This is a genomic window from Komagataeibacter saccharivorans (assembly GCF_003207825.1).
GTDB lineage: Bacteria > Pseudomonadota > Alphaproteobacteria > Acetobacterales > Acetobacteraceae > Komagataeibacter > Komagataeibacter saccharivorans.
Map to the genome: position 1 here is coordinate 1 of NZ_NKTY01000017.1, position 19,320 is coordinate 19,320.

General features: G+C 59.3%; 19 protein-coding genes, 1 tRNA gene and 1 pseudogene. 13 read left to right on the forward strand and 8 right to left on the reverse strand.

Features of this window, described 5'->3' with window-relative positions; genetic code table 11:
- Positions 1-628: 628 nt before the first annotated feature.
- Entirely contained in the window at positions 629-1,234 is a 606-nt protein-coding gene (locus CFR79_RS10345; RefSeq protein ID WP_257997494.1) for a hypothetical protein, read from the forward strand.
- A 288-nt stretch (positions 1,235-1,522) separates the two neighbouring features.
- Positions 1,523-2,227, forward strand: a pseudogene (locus CFR79_RS10350) (IS1595 family transposase).
- A gap of 159 nt (positions 2,228-2,386) precedes the next feature.
- On the opposite strand, the gene guaA reads toward CFR79_RS10350, so the two are convergent.
- On the reverse strand, positions 2,387-3,988 hold the full coding sequence (gene guaA / locus CFR79_RS10355) for a glutamine-hydrolyzing GMP synthase (protein WP_132306124.1): 1,602 nt from the start codon (positions 3,986-3,988) through the stop codon (positions 2,387-2,389).
- Between the two features lie 177 nt (positions 3,989-4,165).
- On the opposite strand from guaA, the gene CFR79_RS10360 reads away from it, so the two are divergent.
- The 3 genes from CFR79_RS10360 to CFR79_RS10370 all read left to right on the forward strand — a co-directional run bounded on the left by CFR79_RS10360 (position 4,166) and on the right by CFR79_RS10370 (position 5,496).
- Positions 4,166-4,549 carry a hypothetical protein gene (locus CFR79_RS10360; RefSeq protein ID WP_102323398.1) on the forward strand — a complete coding sequence of 128 codons (384 nt, stop codon included), beginning with the start codon at positions 4,166-4,168 and terminating at the stop codon, positions 4,547-4,549.
- 96 nt (positions 4,550-4,645) lie between these two features.
- A complete protein-coding gene (locus CFR79_RS10365; RefSeq protein ID WP_110547863.1) occupies positions 4,646-5,155 on the forward strand; it encodes an NUDIX hydrolase in 510 nt (169 codons plus the stop codon).
- Entirely contained in the window at positions 5,152-5,496 is a 345-nt protein-coding gene (locus tag CFR79_RS10370) for a response regulator (protein ID WP_102323396.1), read from the forward strand. Before CFR79_RS10365 ends, CFR79_RS10370 begins: the two co-directional genes overlap by 4 nt.
- A 21-nt stretch (positions 5,497-5,517) precedes the next feature.
- On the opposite strand, the gene CFR79_RS10375 is transcribed toward CFR79_RS10370, so the two are convergent.
- Complete coding sequence (locus CFR79_RS10375; RefSeq protein WP_110547864.1) at positions 5,518-6,978, reverse strand: ArnT family glycosyltransferase; 1,461 nt, start codon at positions 6,976-6,978, stop codon at positions 5,518-5,520.
- A complete protein-coding gene (locus CFR79_RS10380; protein WP_102323394.1) occupies positions 6,975-7,445 on the reverse strand; it encodes an Lrp/AsnC family transcriptional regulator in 471 nt (156 codons plus the stop codon). The genes CFR79_RS10375 and CFR79_RS10380 overlap by 4 nt, the downstream gene beginning before the upstream one ends.
- Positions 7,446-7,585: 140 nt before the next feature.
- Between CFR79_RS10380 and trxB the strand changes: the two genes are divergently transcribed.
- Positions 7,586-8,542: a thioredoxin-disulfide reductase gene (gene trxB, locus CFR79_RS10385; RefSeq protein ID WP_110547865.1), complete on the forward strand. Its 957-nt coding sequence runs from the start codon at positions 7,586-7,588 to the stop codon at positions 8,540-8,542.
- 107 nt (positions 8,543-8,649) lie between these two features.
- A complete protein-coding gene (locus tag CFR79_RS10390; RefSeq protein WP_102323392.1) occupies positions 8,650-9,537 on the forward strand; it encodes a LysR family transcriptional regulator in 888 nt (295 codons plus the stop codon).
- 82 nt (positions 9,538-9,619) lie between these two features.
- Here the strand turns inward: CFR79_RS10390 and ihfB are convergent, their stop codons facing one another.
- The 4 genes from ihfB to CFR79_RS10410 form a co-directional block, all read right to left on the reverse strand.
- Positions 9,620-9,916, reverse strand: coding sequence for an integration host factor subunit beta (ihfB, locus tag CFR79_RS10395; RefSeq protein WP_102323391.1), 297 nt, complete (start codon positions 9,914-9,916; stop codon positions 9,620-9,622).
- Between the two features lie 26 nt (positions 9,917-9,942).
- The gene (sppA, locus tag CFR79_RS10400) at positions 9,943-10,872 is read right to left on the reverse strand and encodes a signal peptide peptidase SppA (RefSeq protein WP_110547866.1); all 930 of its coding nucleotides are present in this window, start codon (positions 10,870-10,872) and stop codon (positions 9,943-9,945) included.
- Positions 10,873-10,938: 66 nt separating this feature from the next.
- The gene (locus tag CFR79_RS10405; RefSeq protein ID WP_110547867.1) at positions 10,939-11,397 is read right to left on the reverse strand and encodes a MucR family transcriptional regulator; all 459 of its coding nucleotides are present in this window, start codon (positions 11,395-11,397) and stop codon (positions 10,939-10,941) included.
- 388 nt (positions 11,398-11,785) lie between these two features.
- Positions 11,786-12,199 carry an ArsR/SmtB family transcription factor gene (locus CFR79_RS10410; protein ID WP_110547868.1) on the reverse strand — a complete coding sequence of 138 codons (414 nt, stop codon included), beginning with the start codon at positions 12,197-12,199 and terminating at the stop codon, positions 11,786-11,788.
- Positions 12,200-12,401: 202 nt separating this feature from the next.
- Between CFR79_RS10410 and CFR79_RS10415 the strand changes: the two genes are divergently transcribed.
- From CFR79_RS10415 to guaD, 4 genes are all read left to right on the forward strand, one after another.
- Positions 12,402-13,190 (forward strand): sulfite exporter TauE/SafE family protein, encoded by a 789-nt coding sequence (locus tag CFR79_RS10415; protein WP_110547869.1) that lies wholly within the window; start codon positions 12,402-12,404, stop codon positions 13,188-13,190.
- A 47-nt stretch (positions 13,191-13,237) separates the two neighbouring features.
- Positions 13,238-14,476 (forward strand): UdgX family uracil-DNA binding protein, encoded by a 1,239-nt coding sequence (locus CFR79_RS10420; RefSeq protein WP_110547870.1) that lies wholly within the window; start codon positions 13,238-13,240, stop codon positions 14,474-14,476.
- Positions 14,477-14,584: 108 nt separating this feature from the next.
- Positions 14,585-16,789, forward strand: a complete 2,205-nt coding sequence (locus tag CFR79_RS10425; protein WP_102323385.1) for an FUSC family protein — start codon at positions 14,585-14,587, stop codon at positions 16,787-16,789.
- Between the two features lie 40 nt (positions 16,790-16,829).
- Positions 16,830-18,164 (forward strand): guanine deaminase, encoded by a 1,335-nt coding sequence (gene guaD, locus CFR79_RS10430; protein ID WP_110547871.1) that lies wholly within the window; start codon positions 16,830-16,832, stop codon positions 18,162-18,164.
- Positions 18,165-18,186: 22 nt separating this feature from the next.
- Here the strand turns inward: guaD and CFR79_RS10435 are convergent.
- Positions 18,187-18,276, reverse strand: a tRNA-Ser gene (locus CFR79_RS10435).
- Between the two features lie 250 nt (positions 18,277-18,526).
- Between CFR79_RS10435 and rplU the strand changes: the two genes are divergently transcribed.
- Positions 18,527-18,841: a 50S ribosomal protein L21 gene (gene rplU / locus CFR79_RS10440; protein WP_102323383.1), complete on the forward strand. Its 315-nt coding sequence runs from the start codon at positions 18,527-18,529 to the stop codon at positions 18,839-18,841.
- A 65-nt stretch (positions 18,842-18,906) separates the two neighbouring features.
- Entirely contained in the window at positions 18,907-19,176 is a 270-nt protein-coding gene (rpmA, locus tag CFR79_RS10445) for a 50S ribosomal protein L27 (protein WP_102323382.1), read from the forward strand.
- The last annotated feature ends 144 nt before the right edge of the window (positions 19,177-19,320 follow it).

Consider the following 19,320-nt stretch of genomic DNA (forward strand, 5'->3'; position numbering starts at 1 on the left):
AACCATTCCGTAATGAAGGATGGGTTCATTTAGAATGGGCGCACAATTCTGTGTGTTATGTTTCCAATACAGTTTTATGAAGGATTTATGACACGCCGACGCACTATATTTTATAGGATACAGAATACGCTTTTCTTTTTATTTTCATATATCTGCTTAACTGAATAGCCTTTATGACAATGGAACCCCGGTCTGATCGGTTGGGAACCACATCATTCATGTCCTGCCGCAAGAACAGGCTATAAAGCGACGTTCAGTCGCGATGTTTTTTTGAGATCAGGAAGACGTAATCTTCTGAAGATCATAATATTACTCCCCTCCCTTCCAGAGACCGGTTTCCATGAAAACCTATTTTTATTCTCCTTCATATGGGGAACTGCCACAGTTTCGGCATCCATCGTTATTCTTTCCGTTCGAAAATTCACTTTAAATTACAATTATTTATGCCAAGAATAACGTGCTGGATAACGAAGCCTCGCTGCACCGCTTACCTTCCCCCTGATGGTAAAAGAGCCCTAAAGCAGCCCAGATGAAGGATGCAATCCTGCCTAACGATTTTGCGCTCTGCTGCTTTGCCTTTCCGTAATGTAATATATTCACGTCTATGTGAGAGCATTGGGGAAATCGGGTGAGCCAGACATGGGGAGATTTTCAGGCCGTCGTGCAGTTATCGGCGGGCCTGAACGTAGCCATTCTCAGCTTTGTGGATATCAGTCTGCCTGCCATCAAGGAGCGTAGGCGCATCTTTAGCAAGGCGCAGCAGGAACTTGCCATGTACCGCACGGCCCCAGCAAAGCTAATCAATGCCCAGCAGCTTGAACATGACTGTCAGGTTGAGGAAATGAATGAGAAACTGTATTTATTATGGCAGGAATCTTCCTCATTCAGCAATGAAGAAGATACCCTCATTCATTATACCGGAATACTGGGCTTCATCGGGGCCGCGATCAGCCTTTTTCTATTATGGTATTCGGCAGAATATTATGATGCAACAATCACAGTAACCGGACAGGTTATTATTGCCCTATCCTTCTGCTCTCTGGTTGGCGCTTTTATAATCAATTTCATGACTGCGGCACAGGCCAGTACTTTTACCAAAAAATGCAACCATATCCGGCAGGAAATGCAGCAGACGTTAGGGGGAACAACAAAGTCGGCCGCCACTTCTTCTAACCCCACCCCACAGCCACTACAGAATGCCAATATCAAAACCACAGAGACTGTCCCGAAATGAAATGAGACCTACATTTTATCTGTTCATACAGTCCATCCGGAATTGCACGCCCACTCCAAACTTCGTTGCTATCATGGACAGCGACATAGGATCGAAAGCCCGTTTGAGACACTTCAAAACTGAGGTCGTACCGTAATATATATGAACGCTGTCTCCATACTTTATTTTCTTCTATCTACTTATATGCGACAGCTATCTTCTATTTTCTATACAGAATTATGATATTATATTATAGGATTCAATAAATATGGTTGGCATAAGCAAGCCAATAAAAGCTTGATATGTCGTATGACAGCACGTCGCCGCATCCGGTTGGTACTTGCCGCCCAAAAATGTTTTCTGGAGTATTTCGTTGCAGGCACGTCCGCGCGCAGTGCTGCGGAGATCATCGGCGTCAATCGCAATACAGCGACCTTGTTCTACCGCAAGCGTTGGGAAATCATTGCCGGACATAATGCTCCTGAAGAAAAGATCGAAGTCGACGAGAGCTATTCGGCGGATACCGTAAAGACAAAAGAACCCCGGAGCGTCGCCGGAAAAGTCGCCGTCTTCGGGCTTCTCAAGCCCGGTGGTCACGTCCATGCCGTGATGATCCCCGACGCGGGAAGCGGGAAGCGGGAAGCCCATGTCGCTCATTCGAAAGAAAATACGTCCAGATTCAATCGTTTATTCAGACGTGTGGCACCCCTATCGAACGATTGATGTCTCTGGGTTCCTTCATGAAAGGATCAGCCACGCCAAGCGCTTCAGCAAGGGCGAAACCATATCAACGACATCGAGGGCTTCTGGGACCAAGCGAAGCATCACTTACGTCAATACAATGGAATACCACGAAAAGACTTTCATCTCTTCCTTGCTGAATGTGAGTGGCGCTTCAATAACCGCCTGCTCAGGAAACGCCTGCAAACCCTCGCACAATGGGCCAACATCCCGTTTTGGGAGACCTCACTTAATCTCCTTCCTCATGCCGACCCGAACAGTAATATAAAATAGAAACTGTATTACCAGAACGGGGAATCAGAACTCTTTATCGGACCTGACCATAAAAAAATCCTCCAGGACACATACCTAAACGGCCACGAATCCTGAAGGATAATAAAAATGAAATATATTTATAATATAGACGCGTTATTTATTGAAAACAGCTTTTCCTCACTCCCACTCAATCGTTCCCGGCGGTTTGGATGTGATGTCATAGGTTACGCGGTTCACGCCACGGACTTCGTTGACAATACGCCCGGCCACGCGGTTCAGGAAGGACATGTCGAAGGGATAGATATCCGCCGTCATGCCATCGGTGCTGGTAACCGCGCGCAGGGCGCAGGCGTAATCATAGGTGCGTCCGTCGCCCATAACGCCCACCGTGCGTACGGGCAGCAGGACCGCGAATGCCTGCCAGATGGCGTCGTACAGTCCAGCCGTGCGGATTTCCTCAAGGAAGATCGAGTCAACACGACGCAGCAGGGCCAGCTTTTCACGCGTGATCGCACCGGGGATACGAATGGCCAGCCCCGGACCGGGGAACGGATGCCGCCCTACAATGGCTTCGGGAATGTCCATCTCACGGCCGAGTTCGCGCACTTCGTCCTTGAACAGTTCACGCAACGGTTCGACAAGCTGCATTTTCATCCGGTCTGGCAGGCCACCCACATTGTGGTGCGACTTGATGGTAACGGATGGGCCGCCGGTAAAGCTGACACTCTCGATCACATCCGGATACAGCGTGCCCTGCGCCAGGAAATCGGCACCGCCAAGTTTCGCGGCTTCTTCCTCGAACACTTCGATAAACAGGCGACCAATCGTCTTGCGCTTGATTTCGGGGTCACTCACCCCTTCCAGCGCATTCAGGAACAGGTCGGACGCATCACGGTGGATCAGATGGATGTTGAAGCGGTCGCGGAACGTGCGGATGACTTCATCTGCTTCTCCTGCGCGCAGGATGCCGGGGTCAACGAAGATACACGTCAACTGGTCGCCGATGGCCTGATGGATCAGCACGGCCGCGACGGAGGAATCAACCCCGCCCGAAAGACCGCAGATCACACGACCCTTGCCCACCTGCTGGCGGATACGGGCAATTTCCATGTCCCGGAAACCCGCCATGGTCCATGTGCCACGGCAGCCCGCCACATCATGCGTGAAATTGCGCAGCAGGGCCGCGCCATGGGGCGTGTGCACGACCTCCGGATGGAACTGCACGCCATACATACGGCGGCCTTCATCGGCGATGATGGCGAACGGCGCGCCTTCGCTGACCGCAACGGCCTGGAAACCCGGCGGCAGCTTGGTCACGCGGTCGCCATGGCTCATCCACACCTGCTCACGACCACCGCGCGCCCAGGTTCCGCGGAACAGGGCACAGTCCTTGATGATATCGATATGCGCGCGACCGAATTCGCGGTGTTCGGATGTCTCCACCGTGCCACCAAGCTGGCGGCACAGCGCCTGCTGGCCATAACATATACCCAGCACCGGTACGTTCAGGGCGAACACCACGTCAGGAATGGTGGGCGCGCCCTCGTCCAGAACGCTGGCCGGGCTGCCGGACAGGATGATCCCCTTGGGTGCGAAAGCGCGAATCCGCTCCGCCGTGCTGGAATACGGCCAGATCTCGCAATACACGCCGCTTTCACGCACGCGCCGGGCAATAAGCTGTGTAACCTGACTGCCAAAATCCAGGATCAGAATACGGTCTTCGTGCAGGGCCTCATCAAGCCCTGCCGGAGGGGTGGCTGTATTCACGGTGTCGTTCATCATGTGTCTTTCGGTCGCGGCATTATCGATAAACTAGGCTTCCAGCATGAGCGGGTGACATATTGCAAGGCTGGGATGGCCTTTCCGATCCAGATAGCACACTATGGGCGCTCAGGCAGGCAGTCTTTCAGTCCTGCTGTCCCTGCCGGTTCCCGAACCGAATCATATGGTTGCCCCATGACCGCACGTCCCGTTTTCCTGCTGGCGATTATCTGCTTCGCAGGCTTTCTTTCCTCCGCCGCCACAGCCGATGCGCTGCATGACCCGACCGGGCTGTGGACGGGCAGGCTGGTCACGGATCAGGGGACATGTGACGAGACACGCGATACCTCCACCTTTCAGGTGGGCACGAAGCGCATCACTTTCACCCCGTCTGACGGATCAATCGTGCTGCGTGGCGTGCCGGAAAAGGGCAATGCCCATTACCATGCGGAAGCACTGGTCCAGCAGCCTTCCGGCGCGCCCTTCCCCATGGTGTTCGAGGCCCACCCGGAAGGAAAGACCATTGTCGGCACCTACGGCACCCCACGGTGCCGCGCACATATCGTACTCAAACGCTAATCCGCACCGCCTGCGCGGGCCACCGATCACGCAATCGGGAACACACTGGCCCGATACAGGCATGGATGCGGGCGGGCGATCCTATATATTCCCTATATGTCTGATAACATGACACTTGCTGGTGCTGTCCTGTCGATCGTCGTGCGTGACGGGCGCATGCTGCTTGTATGCAGGCGCAATCCGCCCGATCAGGGTCTGTGGGGCTTTCCGGGCGGGCGCATTGAATATGGCGAAACATATCTGCAGGCGGCGGCGCGGGAACTACGTGAGGAAACCGGCTTTCAGACCCATGCCGAAGGCACGCTGACCGCTTTCGACCTGATCGATCGGGATGGGAGCGGGCACATCCGTTTTCATTATCTGATCGTGGCCGTGAAATGCCATGACAACGGATGGAGCGCCATTCAGGCAGGGGATGATGCCTGTGATGTCGGCTGGTTTGATCTGGCGCAGGTTCGGGCCAACCCGGCAGCCTTCAGTCCCGGCCTGCTGGAACTGGGCACGCTGGCCCTGTCCGATCGGGGGATCGCCCCATGGCCGGTAGCCCCACAGATCCGTACGCCCGGCAAAATCCCTGAACACAAGACCGAAAGCCTGCTGTCATGACCCAGACCGCCTCTGCCCTGATTGTCGAGGACGAAGCCACCATAGCGGAACTGGTCGCCACGATGCTGGGCACGCATGGCATCAACGCCACCATAAGCCCCAGCGTGGCCGATGCCATGCGGCAGATGGAAACCGGCACCTTCGGCCTTGCGCTGGTGGATCTGACGCTACCCGATGGGGAGCCCGACGCCCTGATCGCCGCCGCACGCGCGCGGGATTGCCCCATTATCGTCATGAGCGGCGATCCGGACCGTCTGGCGGGTTATGCGCCGTTGCCGCTGCTGGAAAAGCCCTTCCGCATGAAAGCGCTGCTGGATCAGGTCAGGCTGGCCCTGCCCTGACAGGGCAGGCTTTACGACCTGTTATCCGGCGGGCGTAGGCAGGCGTGCAATCGTCTGCCGTTCCGTAGCAGACAGGTCATCACGCAGGCGGACGCGATACAGATCGACCATCTCTGCCACATGACCACGCCTTTCGCGCGCCAGCCTTGTCATTGGTTCCACTTCTATAAAATCATCACGGCTGAAAGAACGCCGTGGGTTGCAAACCATAACGCCACTGCCCGATATGTCATGAGACAGGTTGAACAGCGCCCAGCGCGGCTCCATTCCCACCACGATCCGTCCGGGCATGACCGCAGCCAGTTCCGCAGCCGTGCCGTAATCGCAGGCCGCGATGAACTCTCCCGCAGGGACCTGTGCTGTAATATGTGAAGCCAGTTCCCGCCATCCGGCCATCTGCCGCAGGGCGACATCCGTATGCGGGGATAGCGGCAGCGGGGCAAAAAGCGCCTGTAAATAGACAAGTGCCCCGATCAGCAGGCCACCGCCCGCAGCCCAGCGCCACCAGCGCCACGCCACGACTGCCGACCCCACCGCCAGAACGGGATAGATCACAACCGGCCAGTTCGCCTGCACCCGGTCACCAAGGGCATGCTGCATAAAGACACAGGCGGGCAGCAACGCCATACAGGCCAGCAGGGCAGCGCCGGGCATCTGTCGCGCACGCCGGACCAGTCCGACCTGCCCCCAGATGAAAAACGCGGCGATGCCCGGGGTCATCAACCCCACCTGCCCCAACAGCAGTTCGCTGACAAACTGAACGGCCCGACCGGGATGCCAGTCCACCGTCCGCCCACCCTGCCGCACAAAACTCGCCCATCCATGTGCCGCGTTCCACCACACCACAGGCAGCACGCACAGCGCGGCCAGTGCGATACCGCCCGCAAGGCCCATCCCCTGCCTGCGCGCCCATTCCGGTTGTCTGGCCAGACGCACCACCAGCCACACAATGATGCCCGCAAGGGGCAGTATGGCAGTATATTTGCTATCGCAGGCCAGCCCCGCCGCCACACCCGCGACCAGCCACCACCGCTGTGCGCTCCCCGCCACAACGCGCCCCATGGCCCAGAGCAAAACGGACATGAAGAACACAAGTGGTCCATCCGGCGTGATCACAACCGACTGGATCGCCATGGCAAGGGTAGCCTGCAACGCAATACACGCCCGCCACGCTCCAGACTGCGTTACATCAGGCAGGAGATCACGCACCGCGCGCCATATAAAAAAGGAACTGCCCGCACCGGCCAGAACCCCGATCAGCCTGATGCCAAAGGCATTATCCCCGCCCGGCAGCATGCCCAGCCGTATCCACGCCGCCACCATGGGGGGATGATCCAGATACCCCGCCGCGGGCGCAAGCGCCCACACCCGGTAATAGGCTTCGTCAGGTGAAAGTGGCAGGACAGCAGCCACAACCAGCCGTAAGGCCGCCAGCACGACAAGCGTATACAGCCACCGGCGCGGGCTGTACCCGGTGGTCACACAGGCACGCCCGGCCGGTTGAGGCTGGTACGGATGGTCTGCAGGGTCTGCACGCGCACCACATGCGGCGCTTCCGTCAGTTGCCGGGTCAGCAGGTTTTCATGCGTGGCGTCCCGTGCCATGAGCCGGACGAGGAAGTCACCACCGCCACGGATCATGTGACATTCGCGCACTTCCGGCCACGCCGAGACCTGATTTTCAAAGGCGGACAGGACCGCCTCCTTCTGGCTGTCCAGCCCGATCAGGGCGAACAGCGTGATCGACCAGCCCAGCCGGGCGGCATCCGTATCGGCATGATAGCCACGGATCACATGGTCTTCCTCAAGCCTGCGCATGCGCCGCAGGCAGGGGGGAGCGGATATGCCCACGCGCCGGGCAAGCTCCACATTCGTCATACGTCCGTCCAGCTGAAGTTCGGCCACAATACGACGATCAATCGCATCCAGATCAGCCATCCGCTCCGCCATGAAAGTTCCATTTCCCGAAAACGGGCGCCTGCCGCGCCCCTGTGCCGCAATAATGGCACACTTCCTACTCCAACCCTTGCACGGACGCCAGTGGACGACCATACCAAAGGAAATTGTGACAATAGGGTTATTCTGATCTCATGCCCCAGACCTGTTCTACCGATATGCTTGTCATTGGCGCAGGCCCCGCCGGTTATACCGCCGCCATCTACGCGGCACGCGCGAATCTCTCCCCCGTTCTCGTCGCCGGGCTGCAGCCCGGCGGCCAGCTCATGATCACCACCGACGTCGAGAACTATCCCGGCTTCGGCAAAGGGATACAGGGGCCGGAACTGATGGAGCAGATGGCCGAGCAGGCCCGCAATGTCGGCACGCGGCTTATCGATGACATCATCGTATCGTGTGACTTCAGCCGTACCGACGGGACCGGCCGCTTCTACGCCACCGGCGATTCCGGTACATTGTACGAGGCACGCAGCGTCGTCATCGCAACCGGCGCACAGGCAAAATGGCTAGGCATCCCCGGTGAGAAGGAATTCCAGGGTTCGGGCGTATCCGCCTGCGCCACCTGTGACGGCTTCTTCTATCGTGGCAAGCGCGTGGCGGTGATCGGTGGCGGTAATACAGCAGTTGAAGAAGCCCTGTACCTGACCCACCACGCCGATCATGTAACCCTGATCCATCGTCGCGACAGCCTGCGTGCGGAACGCATCCTGCAGGACCGGCTGCATGCCAACCCCAAGGTATCGGTCATCTGGAACAGTGTGGTCGAACGCATAACCGGCAGCGGCACGCCACCCGTAGTCACGGGGGCCGAACTGCGTGACATCGTGACCGGTGCCGAGCGCCATATCGACGTGGATGGCGTGTTCGTTGCCATTGGCCATGCCCCCAACACCACAATTTTCCGTGATGTGGTGGAGATTGATACGGACGGTTACATCGTTACGGCACCCGGTAGCACACGCACCTCAGTGCCGGGTGTATTTGCCGCAGGTGACGTGCAGGACAAGATATTCCGGCAGGCGGTGACCGCCGCGGGCACGGGCTGCATGGCCGCCCTTGAGGCCGAACGCTTCCTTGGCGCCATTGTGTAATGACTCCGGAAGAGTCCTTGACCTGCATCAACATTTCCTTCACCACAGCCACAGTAGTGTCATAACATTTGACGCGCCCTTATTAGATAGCAAAGCGGAGTCAACGCGTGGACTGGGATAAACTCCGGATATTTCATGCTGTAGCCGAGGCAGGTTCCTTCACCCATGCGGGCGACGTGCTTAACCTGAGCCAGTCTGCGGTATCGCGGCAGATTTCCGCCCTGGAAGAGGCATTGCAGGTTCCCCTCTTCCACCGGCATGCCCGGGGCCTTATCCTGACCGAACAGGGTGAGACACTGAACCAGACGGTGCGGGAAGTCTTTTCCAAACTGGCCATGACCCAGTCCCTGCTTACCGAAAGCAAGGAAAAGGCGGCCGGGCGGTTACGGGTCACCACGACAACCGGTTTCGGCACCTGCTGGCTGACGCCACGCCTGCACCGGTTCATGGAAACCAACCCGGACATTTCGATTACCCTGATACTGGAAGATAATGATCTGGATCTGGGCATGCGTGAGGCGGATGTGGCGGTGCGCATGCATCCGCCCCGCCAGCCGGACCTGATCCAGCGGCATCTGGCCGACTTCCCGCTGCCCATCTACGCATCGCAGTCATACCTGAACGACCACGGCACGCCCCGCACGCTTGAGGAGCTTAATGCCCACAAGCTGGTCCTGTTCGGGGGCTATCATCCGCCAGTGCCGCACATCAACTGGCTGGCGGAAACGGGCGTTCCTTCCGATGAGCGCCGTCAGGCGCGTCTGGAAGTCAACAGTCTGGCCGCCATGGCGGGCGCAATCGCGGCTGGTATCGGCATCGGGTCAATCCCGCTTTACGCAGCATCGCAGTACCCCAATCTGGTCAAGATCCTGCCGGAAGTGCCGCTACCGACCGTTGATGCCTACTTCGTCTACCCGGAAGAGCTGCGCACGTCCAAGCGCGTGGCCGTATTCCGCGATTTCCTGCTGGCGGAAATCAACGCCCGCCATCACTGATACAGGCCCTTCCACCACGCTGGCGAAATACCCAGCGTGGTGCCTGCCTGCCCCTTCCCGATCAATGCACGGAACAGATTAGTCAGTCAGCACTTCCGTTGGCGTGATTGACGCGCTCGCGCAGTTCCTTGCCTGCCTTGAAAAACGGCACCACCTTTTCATCCACCGACACGGTTTCCCCCGTGCGCGGGTTACGACCCGTGCGTGCATCGCGCTTCTTGATGGTGAAGGCGCCAAAACCGCGCAGTTCAACCCGATCCCCGCGCATCAGGGCATTGCTGATTTCAGCAAAGATGACCTGAACAATACGCTCCACTTCCCGCATGGGAAGATGTGGCCGGGCAGCAGCAAGTTCGGCAATCAATTCCGATCTGGTCATCCTGTTCCCCCTTGTTATACAAGAAATTAAAGTTTCCAGATCGCAACAGCCCCGTCAAGCGTACTGCTTTCCTTAATTAAAAATTCTGCCCCCGGCAGCGCCGACAGCGCCCCCGCGAACCAGCGCCGCCATTTTACCCGCGTGGCCGCAGGACCAATATCCGTAACCGGCGCGGTATCGGGCAGATGCGTGGTTTTCAGCAGCCATCCGCGGGCATCCGCCATCGAACCAAGCTGATCCACCAGTCCCAGCGCAAGCGCCTGCTGCCCGGTATAGGGGCGGCCATCAGCCAGTTGCCGCACGCGATCGACTGGCATATGTCGCCCCTGCGCCACAACATCGACAAAAAATCCATAAAGATCCGTAATAACACCCTGCAACATCTCCCGCCCTTCGGGTGAGAGTGGCTGCACGACGGAAGGCTGCCCCTTCATCGGACCGGAAACAAGCTGATCGACATGCACCCCCACCCGATCCAGCAGGCGCGACACATCAGGCGATTGCAAAATGACACCGATTGATCCGGTCAGGGTCGAGCGGTTCGCAAAAATACGATTGGCAGGCACCGACACCATATAACCTGCGGACGCCGCGACACCCCCCATGGACACGACCACCGGCTTACGGCGCGCAAAAGCCGCCACGGCATCATGCAGCAGTTCCCCACCGGTTACCGCGCCACCGGGACTGTTTACTTCCAGAACCAGTCCCTTGACCGTCGCATCATCGGCAGCTTTCTGAAGCGCTTCGATATTCTCATGCTCGTCGGCGGTGATAATGCCTTCGAGCTTCAGATGAACCAGATGCGGCGCGCGACCGGTCCAGCTACTGCCAGAGGAACGCGAAAATCCGATAAGGCAGGCCAGAACGAAAAAAGCCACAGCGCCGCCCCGCCAGAACAGTAACCGGCGGCGAAGCGATGTGGCATGCATGATCATGTCGGGGTCAGTATCCATGACACTGACCTATCATGGATACTGCGCGCGACGAAGATGCGCAGGACACCGATGCGACAGCTACCCTTATTTCCGGCCGCGGCGGGCAGGTTTGGCAGCCGCGGCATCGACCGCTGCGGACGCTGCCGTTATCTTGCGGCCAAGCCCGATTTCACGCGCAAGGCTGGATCGGCGTTCCGCATAACTGGGTGCAACCATCGGGTATTCCGGCGGCAGGCCCCAGCGTTCCCGATACTGTTCGGGCGTCATGCCATAGGCACTGTGCAGGTGACGCTTGAGCATCTTGAGCTTTTTGCCGTCTTCCAGACAGATGATGTAATCCGGGAACACCGACCGCCTGATGGGCACGGCGGGCTGGAGCTTTTCCGGCTCCTCCACAGGCCGGCCGACAGTCGCCAGCGCCTGATAGACGTTACGGATCAGGTCCGGAAGATCAGTCGCCGCGACACTGTTATTTGAAACATGTGCCGACACGACCTGTGCCGTCAGTTCCAGACATGAAAAATCCTGCTCGGTATCAGACATACGTTATTCCGCGTTTCTCTCAGTAAATAACAGTCGCACCATATTGGCGAACCATTCGTCTAAAACGATACACCATTACTCAAACAGGCACAACGCGGGCACATTTTCACAGTATATCCATGCACGAAAATGGGACGATTTCATTGCCCTGAAACCCTCAATATTGATGGTAATGCCATTTTGAAATGTTTGTTTTTGTAAAAAAACCGCTCATTTTCTTACAAATTCTTTTCTACCTCCGGTTGCCAATAGCCGGATATAAGGGAGCATTGGCCTGATGCTGCAATCTGGGATGGTAATTCCTCCCATTACTCATCACAAAATCGCCGGGCCTTCATCGGGGTTCACATAAACATACCTGCGACCGCCCTGCAGTCTGGTACAGATGTCAGGCGTCCACGCATATTCGCGCAAAACAGGCCGCCGCCGCATCCTGCCCTGCATGAGAAGCGGGCATGGCCCCTGCCTGTTCACCCAGCAGGGCGCTGAGCTGATCCATGCCAAAATCCGGATCGCAGGCAGAGCAGATCAGGCGAATGCGCATTTCCTCCATACTATCCTTAATGCTGTAGATAACCTGTCGCGCTTCCTTGCGTGTTACAACGATTTCAGCCCGGCGGAGTTCCGCAAGCTGCTGGCTGAGGGTGGGCTGACCGATGCCGGTTTCAATTTCGATCTGACCGACACTTTTCTCACCATCCAGCAGGCAGGCCAGCACCATCAGCCGCTGCGGCTGCCCTAACAGACGCAGGCGCTGCGCCAGATTCTCCGCCACGTCACGCGTTCTGGGCAGATTGATCATATGCTTTCCCCTCAGCCACTTTCCGCCGCGATGGTACCATATCCACCGCCCTCACAACACCATCCCCGACCATTCAGCGCCCGGAACACGCCTTGCCAAAATAGATACATAATATATTAAATAGATAAACAATCATCATTCCCCTCATCCGCCGGGACAGAGTCACACATGACACACCCCACCTTCAAAGCCGTCTCGCCCCATGCCTGATCTGTGGCAAATCCTGCCAGGCCTGTGCAGCGGCGGCATGATCGGTTTTACGCTGGGGCTGGTCGGGGGCGGCGGCTCGATCCTTGCCGTGCCGTTACTGCTTTACGTGGTGGGAATTTCCGATCCGCACCGGGCCATTGGCACCAGCGCCCTTGCCGTGACCATCAATGCGCTGTGCAGTCTGGCCAGCCACGCACGATCAGGCTGCGTACGGTGGAAATGCGCCACCCTGTTCACCTGTTGCGGCATCGTGGGCGCACTCGTCGGGGCAAGCTGCGGCAGGATCATCAACGGGCAGCACCTGCTTTTCCTGTTCGCGCTTATCATGCTGGTGGTGGGCGCCCTAATGCTGCGGGGAAACCACGACACCGGCCCGACACCATGCAGACCGGAACGGACATCCGCGCTTCCGGTCATCGTCTACGGGGGGCTGACCGGGTTCTGTTCAGGCTTTTTTGGCATTGGTGGCGGTTTCCTGATCGTACCTGCCCTGCTGGCTGCTACCGCCATGCCGATGATCAATGCCATCGGCACCTCTCTGGTGGCGGTGTGCGCCTTTGGCATGACCACGGCAATTACATATGCCGCCGCGGGCATGGTTGATATGCCCATGGTCGGCATTCTGGTGGCAGGCGGCATTGTCGGCAGCATGGGCGGAACCATGCTGGCGCGACATCTGGGCGACCGGCCGCAGCGGCTGCGCATGATTTTTGCCTATCTGATTTTCATTGTGGCATTCTATATGATGTCGCGCAGCGCACAGGCGATGGGCCTTGTCTGATACAGGCACGCACGCCACGCGTTCTTCACTGCCGGACCTCCTGCCCCATGCCACAATCCGTCGTCACCCTGGCGCATCCGGCTGATTTCGCGCAGTGGCGCACCGCCACCCGCATGCTGATCAGCCACAATGTCCAGCCCGATGCGATAACGTGGCGCATCGCATCGGACGAAGCGGACGGTCCACCCGATTCAGCCTCGCACGCCGCAGACGCACAAAACACCCGGACCTTCAAAATTTCCCGCGACACGCTGCGACTGGCCGCCGATGTCATCCAGTCCATGCTGCCAGACCGCTTCGCCCTGGCCTACGCCCTGATCCACGCCCTTGCCACAGACACGACACTCAGCGCCGACGCGCTGGCCCGGATGGAGGAAGCAGCGGAAACCGTCCGGGCGGAAACCCGGCTTTTACGCCAGAACCTGTTCAGCACCATGCGCCATGAAGGCGACAGCCCGCAATGGCATGGCACGCTGGATACACAAACCCATGTTCCCGAAAGCAATGCCCGTTTCATCACCTATCAGCTATCGCTTGCGCCGTGGCGGCTTGCCCTGCCGGGGCGCGAACTGCGCTGGACGGGCAAAAACCTTATGGCGGGACCAGTGGACAACACCGTCCCCATAACCTTTGCAAGCCTGCCGCCCCCGGCCCTGCCGCTGGTAACGGATCTGGATATTGGCCGGATAACTTCGCTACGCGCCGTGGCGCTGGCGGCAAAAACCTGCCTGATATGCCCCATGGCCCGCCACGCCACCCAGACGGTGTTCGGGGAAGGCCGGACGGATGCCCGCATGATGTTCGTGGGCGAGCAGCCGGGCGACAGGGAGGATATTGCAGGCCGTCCCTTCGTCGGTCCGGCCGGGCAACTGTTTGACCGCGCCCTGCACGAAGCCGCAATCGCGCGTGATGACGCCTACGTGACCAATACGGTCAAGCACTTCAAATTCCGCCCCCGTGGCACCCGTCGCATCCATGAAAAGGCAGGGCGGGAAGAAATGGTGGCCTGCGCGCCATGGCTGGCGGCGGAGCGGCGGATCATCCGCCCGCACGTTCTGGTCATGCTTGGAGCCACGGCGGCATCCGCCCTGCTGGGGCGCGCCGTTACAATTGGTCGCGAACGCTCCCGCCCCATTTCGCTGGAGGACGGAACGACCGGCATCGTAACCGTGCACCCTTCCTATCTGCTCCGCATTCCCGATGAAGCCAGCCGTGCGCGGGAATATGCGCGCTTTGTTGATGACCTGCGTCTGGCGGCCACCCATCTCCAGCCCGCAGCGTCATAATGCCGCCACGAGGAAAGCCGATGCCAGATATGCGCTCGCGACACCATTACGTGATGCCAAGATGCGTTATGGATTGACACGCCCCCATGTCGCCGGAAGCCGTATATCGTGCCTGCAGACCTCAATTTTCTGCCCCCGTTCCTGACCCGTGTTTTCAGCGGAAAATATTTCCCCACCCTCCGCGCCCCCGGCTACGCACGGATGAGTGGCCTGAAATGGCTTTACGCCCCCACACCTGAAGCCCTTGCCTTTGCCATCCGCACCACGGTAGCGGCGCTGATGGCCCTGACCATTGCCATGTGGATGGAACTGGACGACCCGCCATGGGCGGCCATGACCGTATGGATCGTGGCACAGGGGTCGCGCGGGGAAAGCCTGTCCAAGGCGCGGTGGCGTCTGGTCGGGACCGCCATCGGGGCCATAAGCGCGGTTGTACTGGTCTGCTCGTTTCCGCAGGCGCCATGGCTGTTCTTTCCCGCCATCAGCATCTGGATCGGCCTGTGCTGCATGTGCGCGACACTGGTGCGCAATTTCCGGTCCTACGCACTGGTGCTGTCGGGGTATACCTGCGCCATCATTGCGCTGGCCGCCACGCGCCAGCCTGACAACATCTTCATGATAACCATGTCGCGCACGACCTATATCGTGCTGGGAATCGCGTGCGAGACACTGGTTGCGGTCCTGTTCGCCCATAACCTTGCCGGGGCCGCGCGCAAGAACATGCGCCAGAAAATCCAGATGGCGCTGAGCAGCGCGACCGATGCCGTCGCCAACCTGCTGGCGGGGGATGACGCGGCGTTCATCCGCTCGCGCGCGCTGTTCGGCACCATTCTGGCCATCAATGACCAGATCGAGTTCAGCGAAGTCGAAATGGGACCGCACGGGCACGAAGGGGACCATGCCCGCGCGGCTCTCGCATCCGTGTCGGTCCTGCTGTCGCGCGGGCTGGGCATGATGGCGCGCATCCGGGCGCTGGGCACCACCAATGAACAGTTTACCGAAAGCTCGCTGCTCACGCGCACCTTCCTGCTGGGGGTTCCGGCGCGGCTGGAAAACGACAGCGAAATTCCCCACATACTGCACGACCTGCAGGATCTGCGCGGCGTGTGCCGCCAGCGCATCATTGATGCACTGACACACGAGATCAGCGCAGCCCAAAGCATCGAGACGACCGATGTGGATGACCTGCTGAACTGCCGCATCCTGCATAACGCACTGGACGAACTGCTGGGCGAACTGGAACAGGCGATACGGGAGTTCGATGCCAGCCAGCACGAAATCCGCGGCGATCATTTCCATTTCCGCATCGAAGCGCATCGTGACTTCAAGGAAGCTGCCTATAACGGTGTCCGCGCCGCCGTGGCGATTGGCGTCGCCGCCCTGATATGGGAAGTCACGGCATGGCCCAATGGCGTCGGGTTCATCACAATGGTGGCGGTGACATGCGGACTGTTCGCCACACGTGAAAACCCGGTGGTCGGCACCATGAACTTCCTGCGCGGCGCGTGCTGGGCCGTGCTGGTGTCGGGCTTTCTGGTGCTGCTGTTCCTGCCCCGCCCGGCGGAATTCGAAATGCTGGCCGCGGTCCTCGCCCTGCCCATGATTGCCGGCGGCCTGGCCGCACGCAATCCGGCCACGGCGGGCGCTGCCGCATCCTACTGCCTGTTCCTGCCCAATCTGGTGGGGCCGGGCAATCAGACCCGACTGAACGAAATCGCCTATTTCAACGCATCCTTCGCGCTGCTGTGCAGCATCGGCTTTGCCGTGCTGATCTTCCGTGCGGTACTGCCCTTCAATAATGATGAAGAACGCTGGCGCATGCGTAACCGCACGCTGCATGACCTGCGCCATCTTGCATCGGCCCACCCCATGCCGCGCACCCAGTCGTGGATCGGGCGCAACACGGACCGTTTCTCGCGCCTGATCCGCCATGCGGGACCGGCCCCGACCCCCACCATCGAAGCCTATCTGCAGGGCACGCTGTCGGCCATGACCATCGGGCTGAACATCATACGCCTGCGCACCGTGCAGGAACGCGGGCAGCTTCCCCCTGCCGCCGACCGGGCCATCGAACTGTTCCTGACCCGCATGTCCCAGTTCAGCGGGCGCTACGGGCGCTTTGGCCGCACGGCGCGCGTGGCGCGCGGGGCCACACGTAGCCTGCGCCGACTGGAAGCCGGGGAAGGCAATATTACATCGCGTATCGAGATTACACGCGCCATTGCCTATCTGCTGGTCATTTCCTATGAACTGGGCGCAAACGCAGCCTTTCTGGATGCCTCCCAGCCCTATCGTGCCAATGACGCATCATAACGCCCTGTCATGACACATATGGCGGGAGACGGAGCCAATCATGACCCCTGCCCCCGCCAATGCCGCCCTGCGCGGTCATATTGTCACGTTTCGCGGCAATCCCTTCCTCATGTCGCCCGAAGACGCCCTGCTGGACGAACCCGACGGGCTGGTTCTGGTACAGGACGGACGCATCACGCATGCTGGCGCCCATGATGAAACGATTGCCCACCTGCCGCCGGGCATGCAGGTTACGGATTACCGGGGCTGCCTGATTTCCGCCGGTTTCGTGGATACCCATGTCCACTATCCGCAACTGCCCATGATCGCGGCCTATGGCGAACAGTTGCTGGAATGGCTTGAACGCTACACCTTCCCCACCGAACGTCACTTCTCCGATGGTGCGTATGCCGCCACGATCGCACGCAAATTCCTGCGCGGCCTGCTGACCTGCGGCACGACGACGGCTGCCGTCTACTGCACGGTTCATCCGCAATCAGTTGATGCGTTCTTTACGGAATCGACCCGTCTCGGCACGCTGATGATCGCGGGCAAGGTACTGATGGACCGCAACGCCCCTGACTACCTGCGCGACACGGCCCAGCAGGGATATGATGAATCCCTGCGCCTGATCGAACGCTGGCACGGACGCGACCGGCAGCATTATGCCGTAACCCCCCGCTTCGCCCCCACCAGCACGCCGGAACAGCTTGAACTGGCGGGCGCCCTTCTTCAGCGCGACGATACCCTGTTCATGCAGACCCACCTTGCCGAAAACAAGGCGGAGGTGGCGTGGGTATCAGAACTGTTCCCTGACAGCCGTTCCTATCTGGATGTGTATGACCGCGCCGGTCTGGTCCGTCCGCGCAGCGTGATGGGCCACGGTATCTATGTGGATGAACACGATTTATGCCGCTGCCATGAAAGTGGCTGCGCGCTGGCGCACTGCCCCACATCCAACCTGTTTCTGGGCAGCGGCCTTTTCCGGCTGCATGATGTAACCGATCCCCGCCGCCCGGTACGCACGGGACTGGGCAGCGATGTGGGAGCTGGCACCAGCCTGTCGCACCTGCAGACCATGAACGAAGCCTACAAGGTCGCACGCCTGGGCGGAAACCGGCTGCACCCGGTACAGGCGTTCTGGCTGGCGACGGCAGGCGGTGCGCATGCGCTGCATCTGGATGACCGCATTGGCATGGTAGCGGCGGGCATGGATGCGGATCTGTGCATTCTTGACCCGCGTGCGACGCCCATACAGACGCTGCGCGCGGAAATGTGCGACAGCACGGCAGACCTGCTGTTCACACTCATGATGCTGGGCGATGACCGCAGCATCCGCGCAACCTATGCAGGCGGACGGCTGGTTCATGACCGCGACAGCGAAACAGCGATTTAGGGAAACATCACACGCGATGCAGTGGCGGAGAGGGTGGGATTCGAACCCACGGTACGCTTGCACGCACAACGGTTTTCGAGACCGCCCCGTTCGACCGCTCCGGCACCTCTCCAACTGCACGCGGTGATGCAGCGGCTTATAGGGGGCAGATGTAACGGGCGCAAGGGGTCTTTTTTGCCCTGTTCCACGTACCATAAAAAATATTGACCTGCGCCCCGCCACCCAGTAAAAGCCCGCATTCACCCCGCGCGGACGGGGGAGCCGCTGCAATTGCGGCCAATATAAAAAAGCGACTGGGCCGTGTCGCCTGCACCCCTGAACCGGTGCCGCACACGCCAAGAGATCGGAAAGATAGATAGAGAATGTTTGCAGTTATCCGTACCGGCGGGAAGCAGTACCGTGTTTCCAAGGATGCCGTCCTGAAGGTTGAAAAGCTGGAAGCCGAAGCCGGCGCCACCATCACGTTCGACCAGGTCCTGGCCGTTGGCGGCGAAGGTGGCACGACCATCGGCGCACCGACCGTGGCAGGCGCCACCGTCACCGCAACCGTGATCGCACAGGACCGTCTGGCGAAGATCATCATCTTCAAGAAGCGCCGCCGGCAGAACAGCCGCCGCAAGAATGGCCACCGCCAGCCGGTGACCGTGGTGCGCATTTCCGCGATCAACGCCGCCTGATCCCCGCCCAGTCATACAGGCCGGGCAGGTTTGATCAGAGATTTCAGTTTTAAGGAGTTCAGGCAATGGCACAAAAAAAGGCAGGCGGTTCGTCCCGTAACGGACGCGATAGCGCCGGACGTCGTCTTGGCGTCAAGAAGTTTGGTGGCGAAAGCGTCATCGCTGGCAACATCATTGTCCGCCAGCGCGGCACGAAGATGAAGCCGGGCGTGAACGTTGGCGTTGGCCGCGACCACACCCTGTTTTCGCTGGTTGACGGACAGGTGAAGTTCGAGCGCCGTGCAGAAGGCCGCGTGCATGTTTCCGTGCAGGCCCTGCCGCTGGCAGCCGAATAAGGCACGCGCCTTATCACTACGGGTTTTCCCGAATTGAGGGGGGCGGTCATTCTGGCCGCCCCCCTTTTTCGTATGATGCCGGGCAGCATTCTCTGGTATCATGCATGCATACGGGGCGCGCATTCAGGCCCCTACCGGATCGCA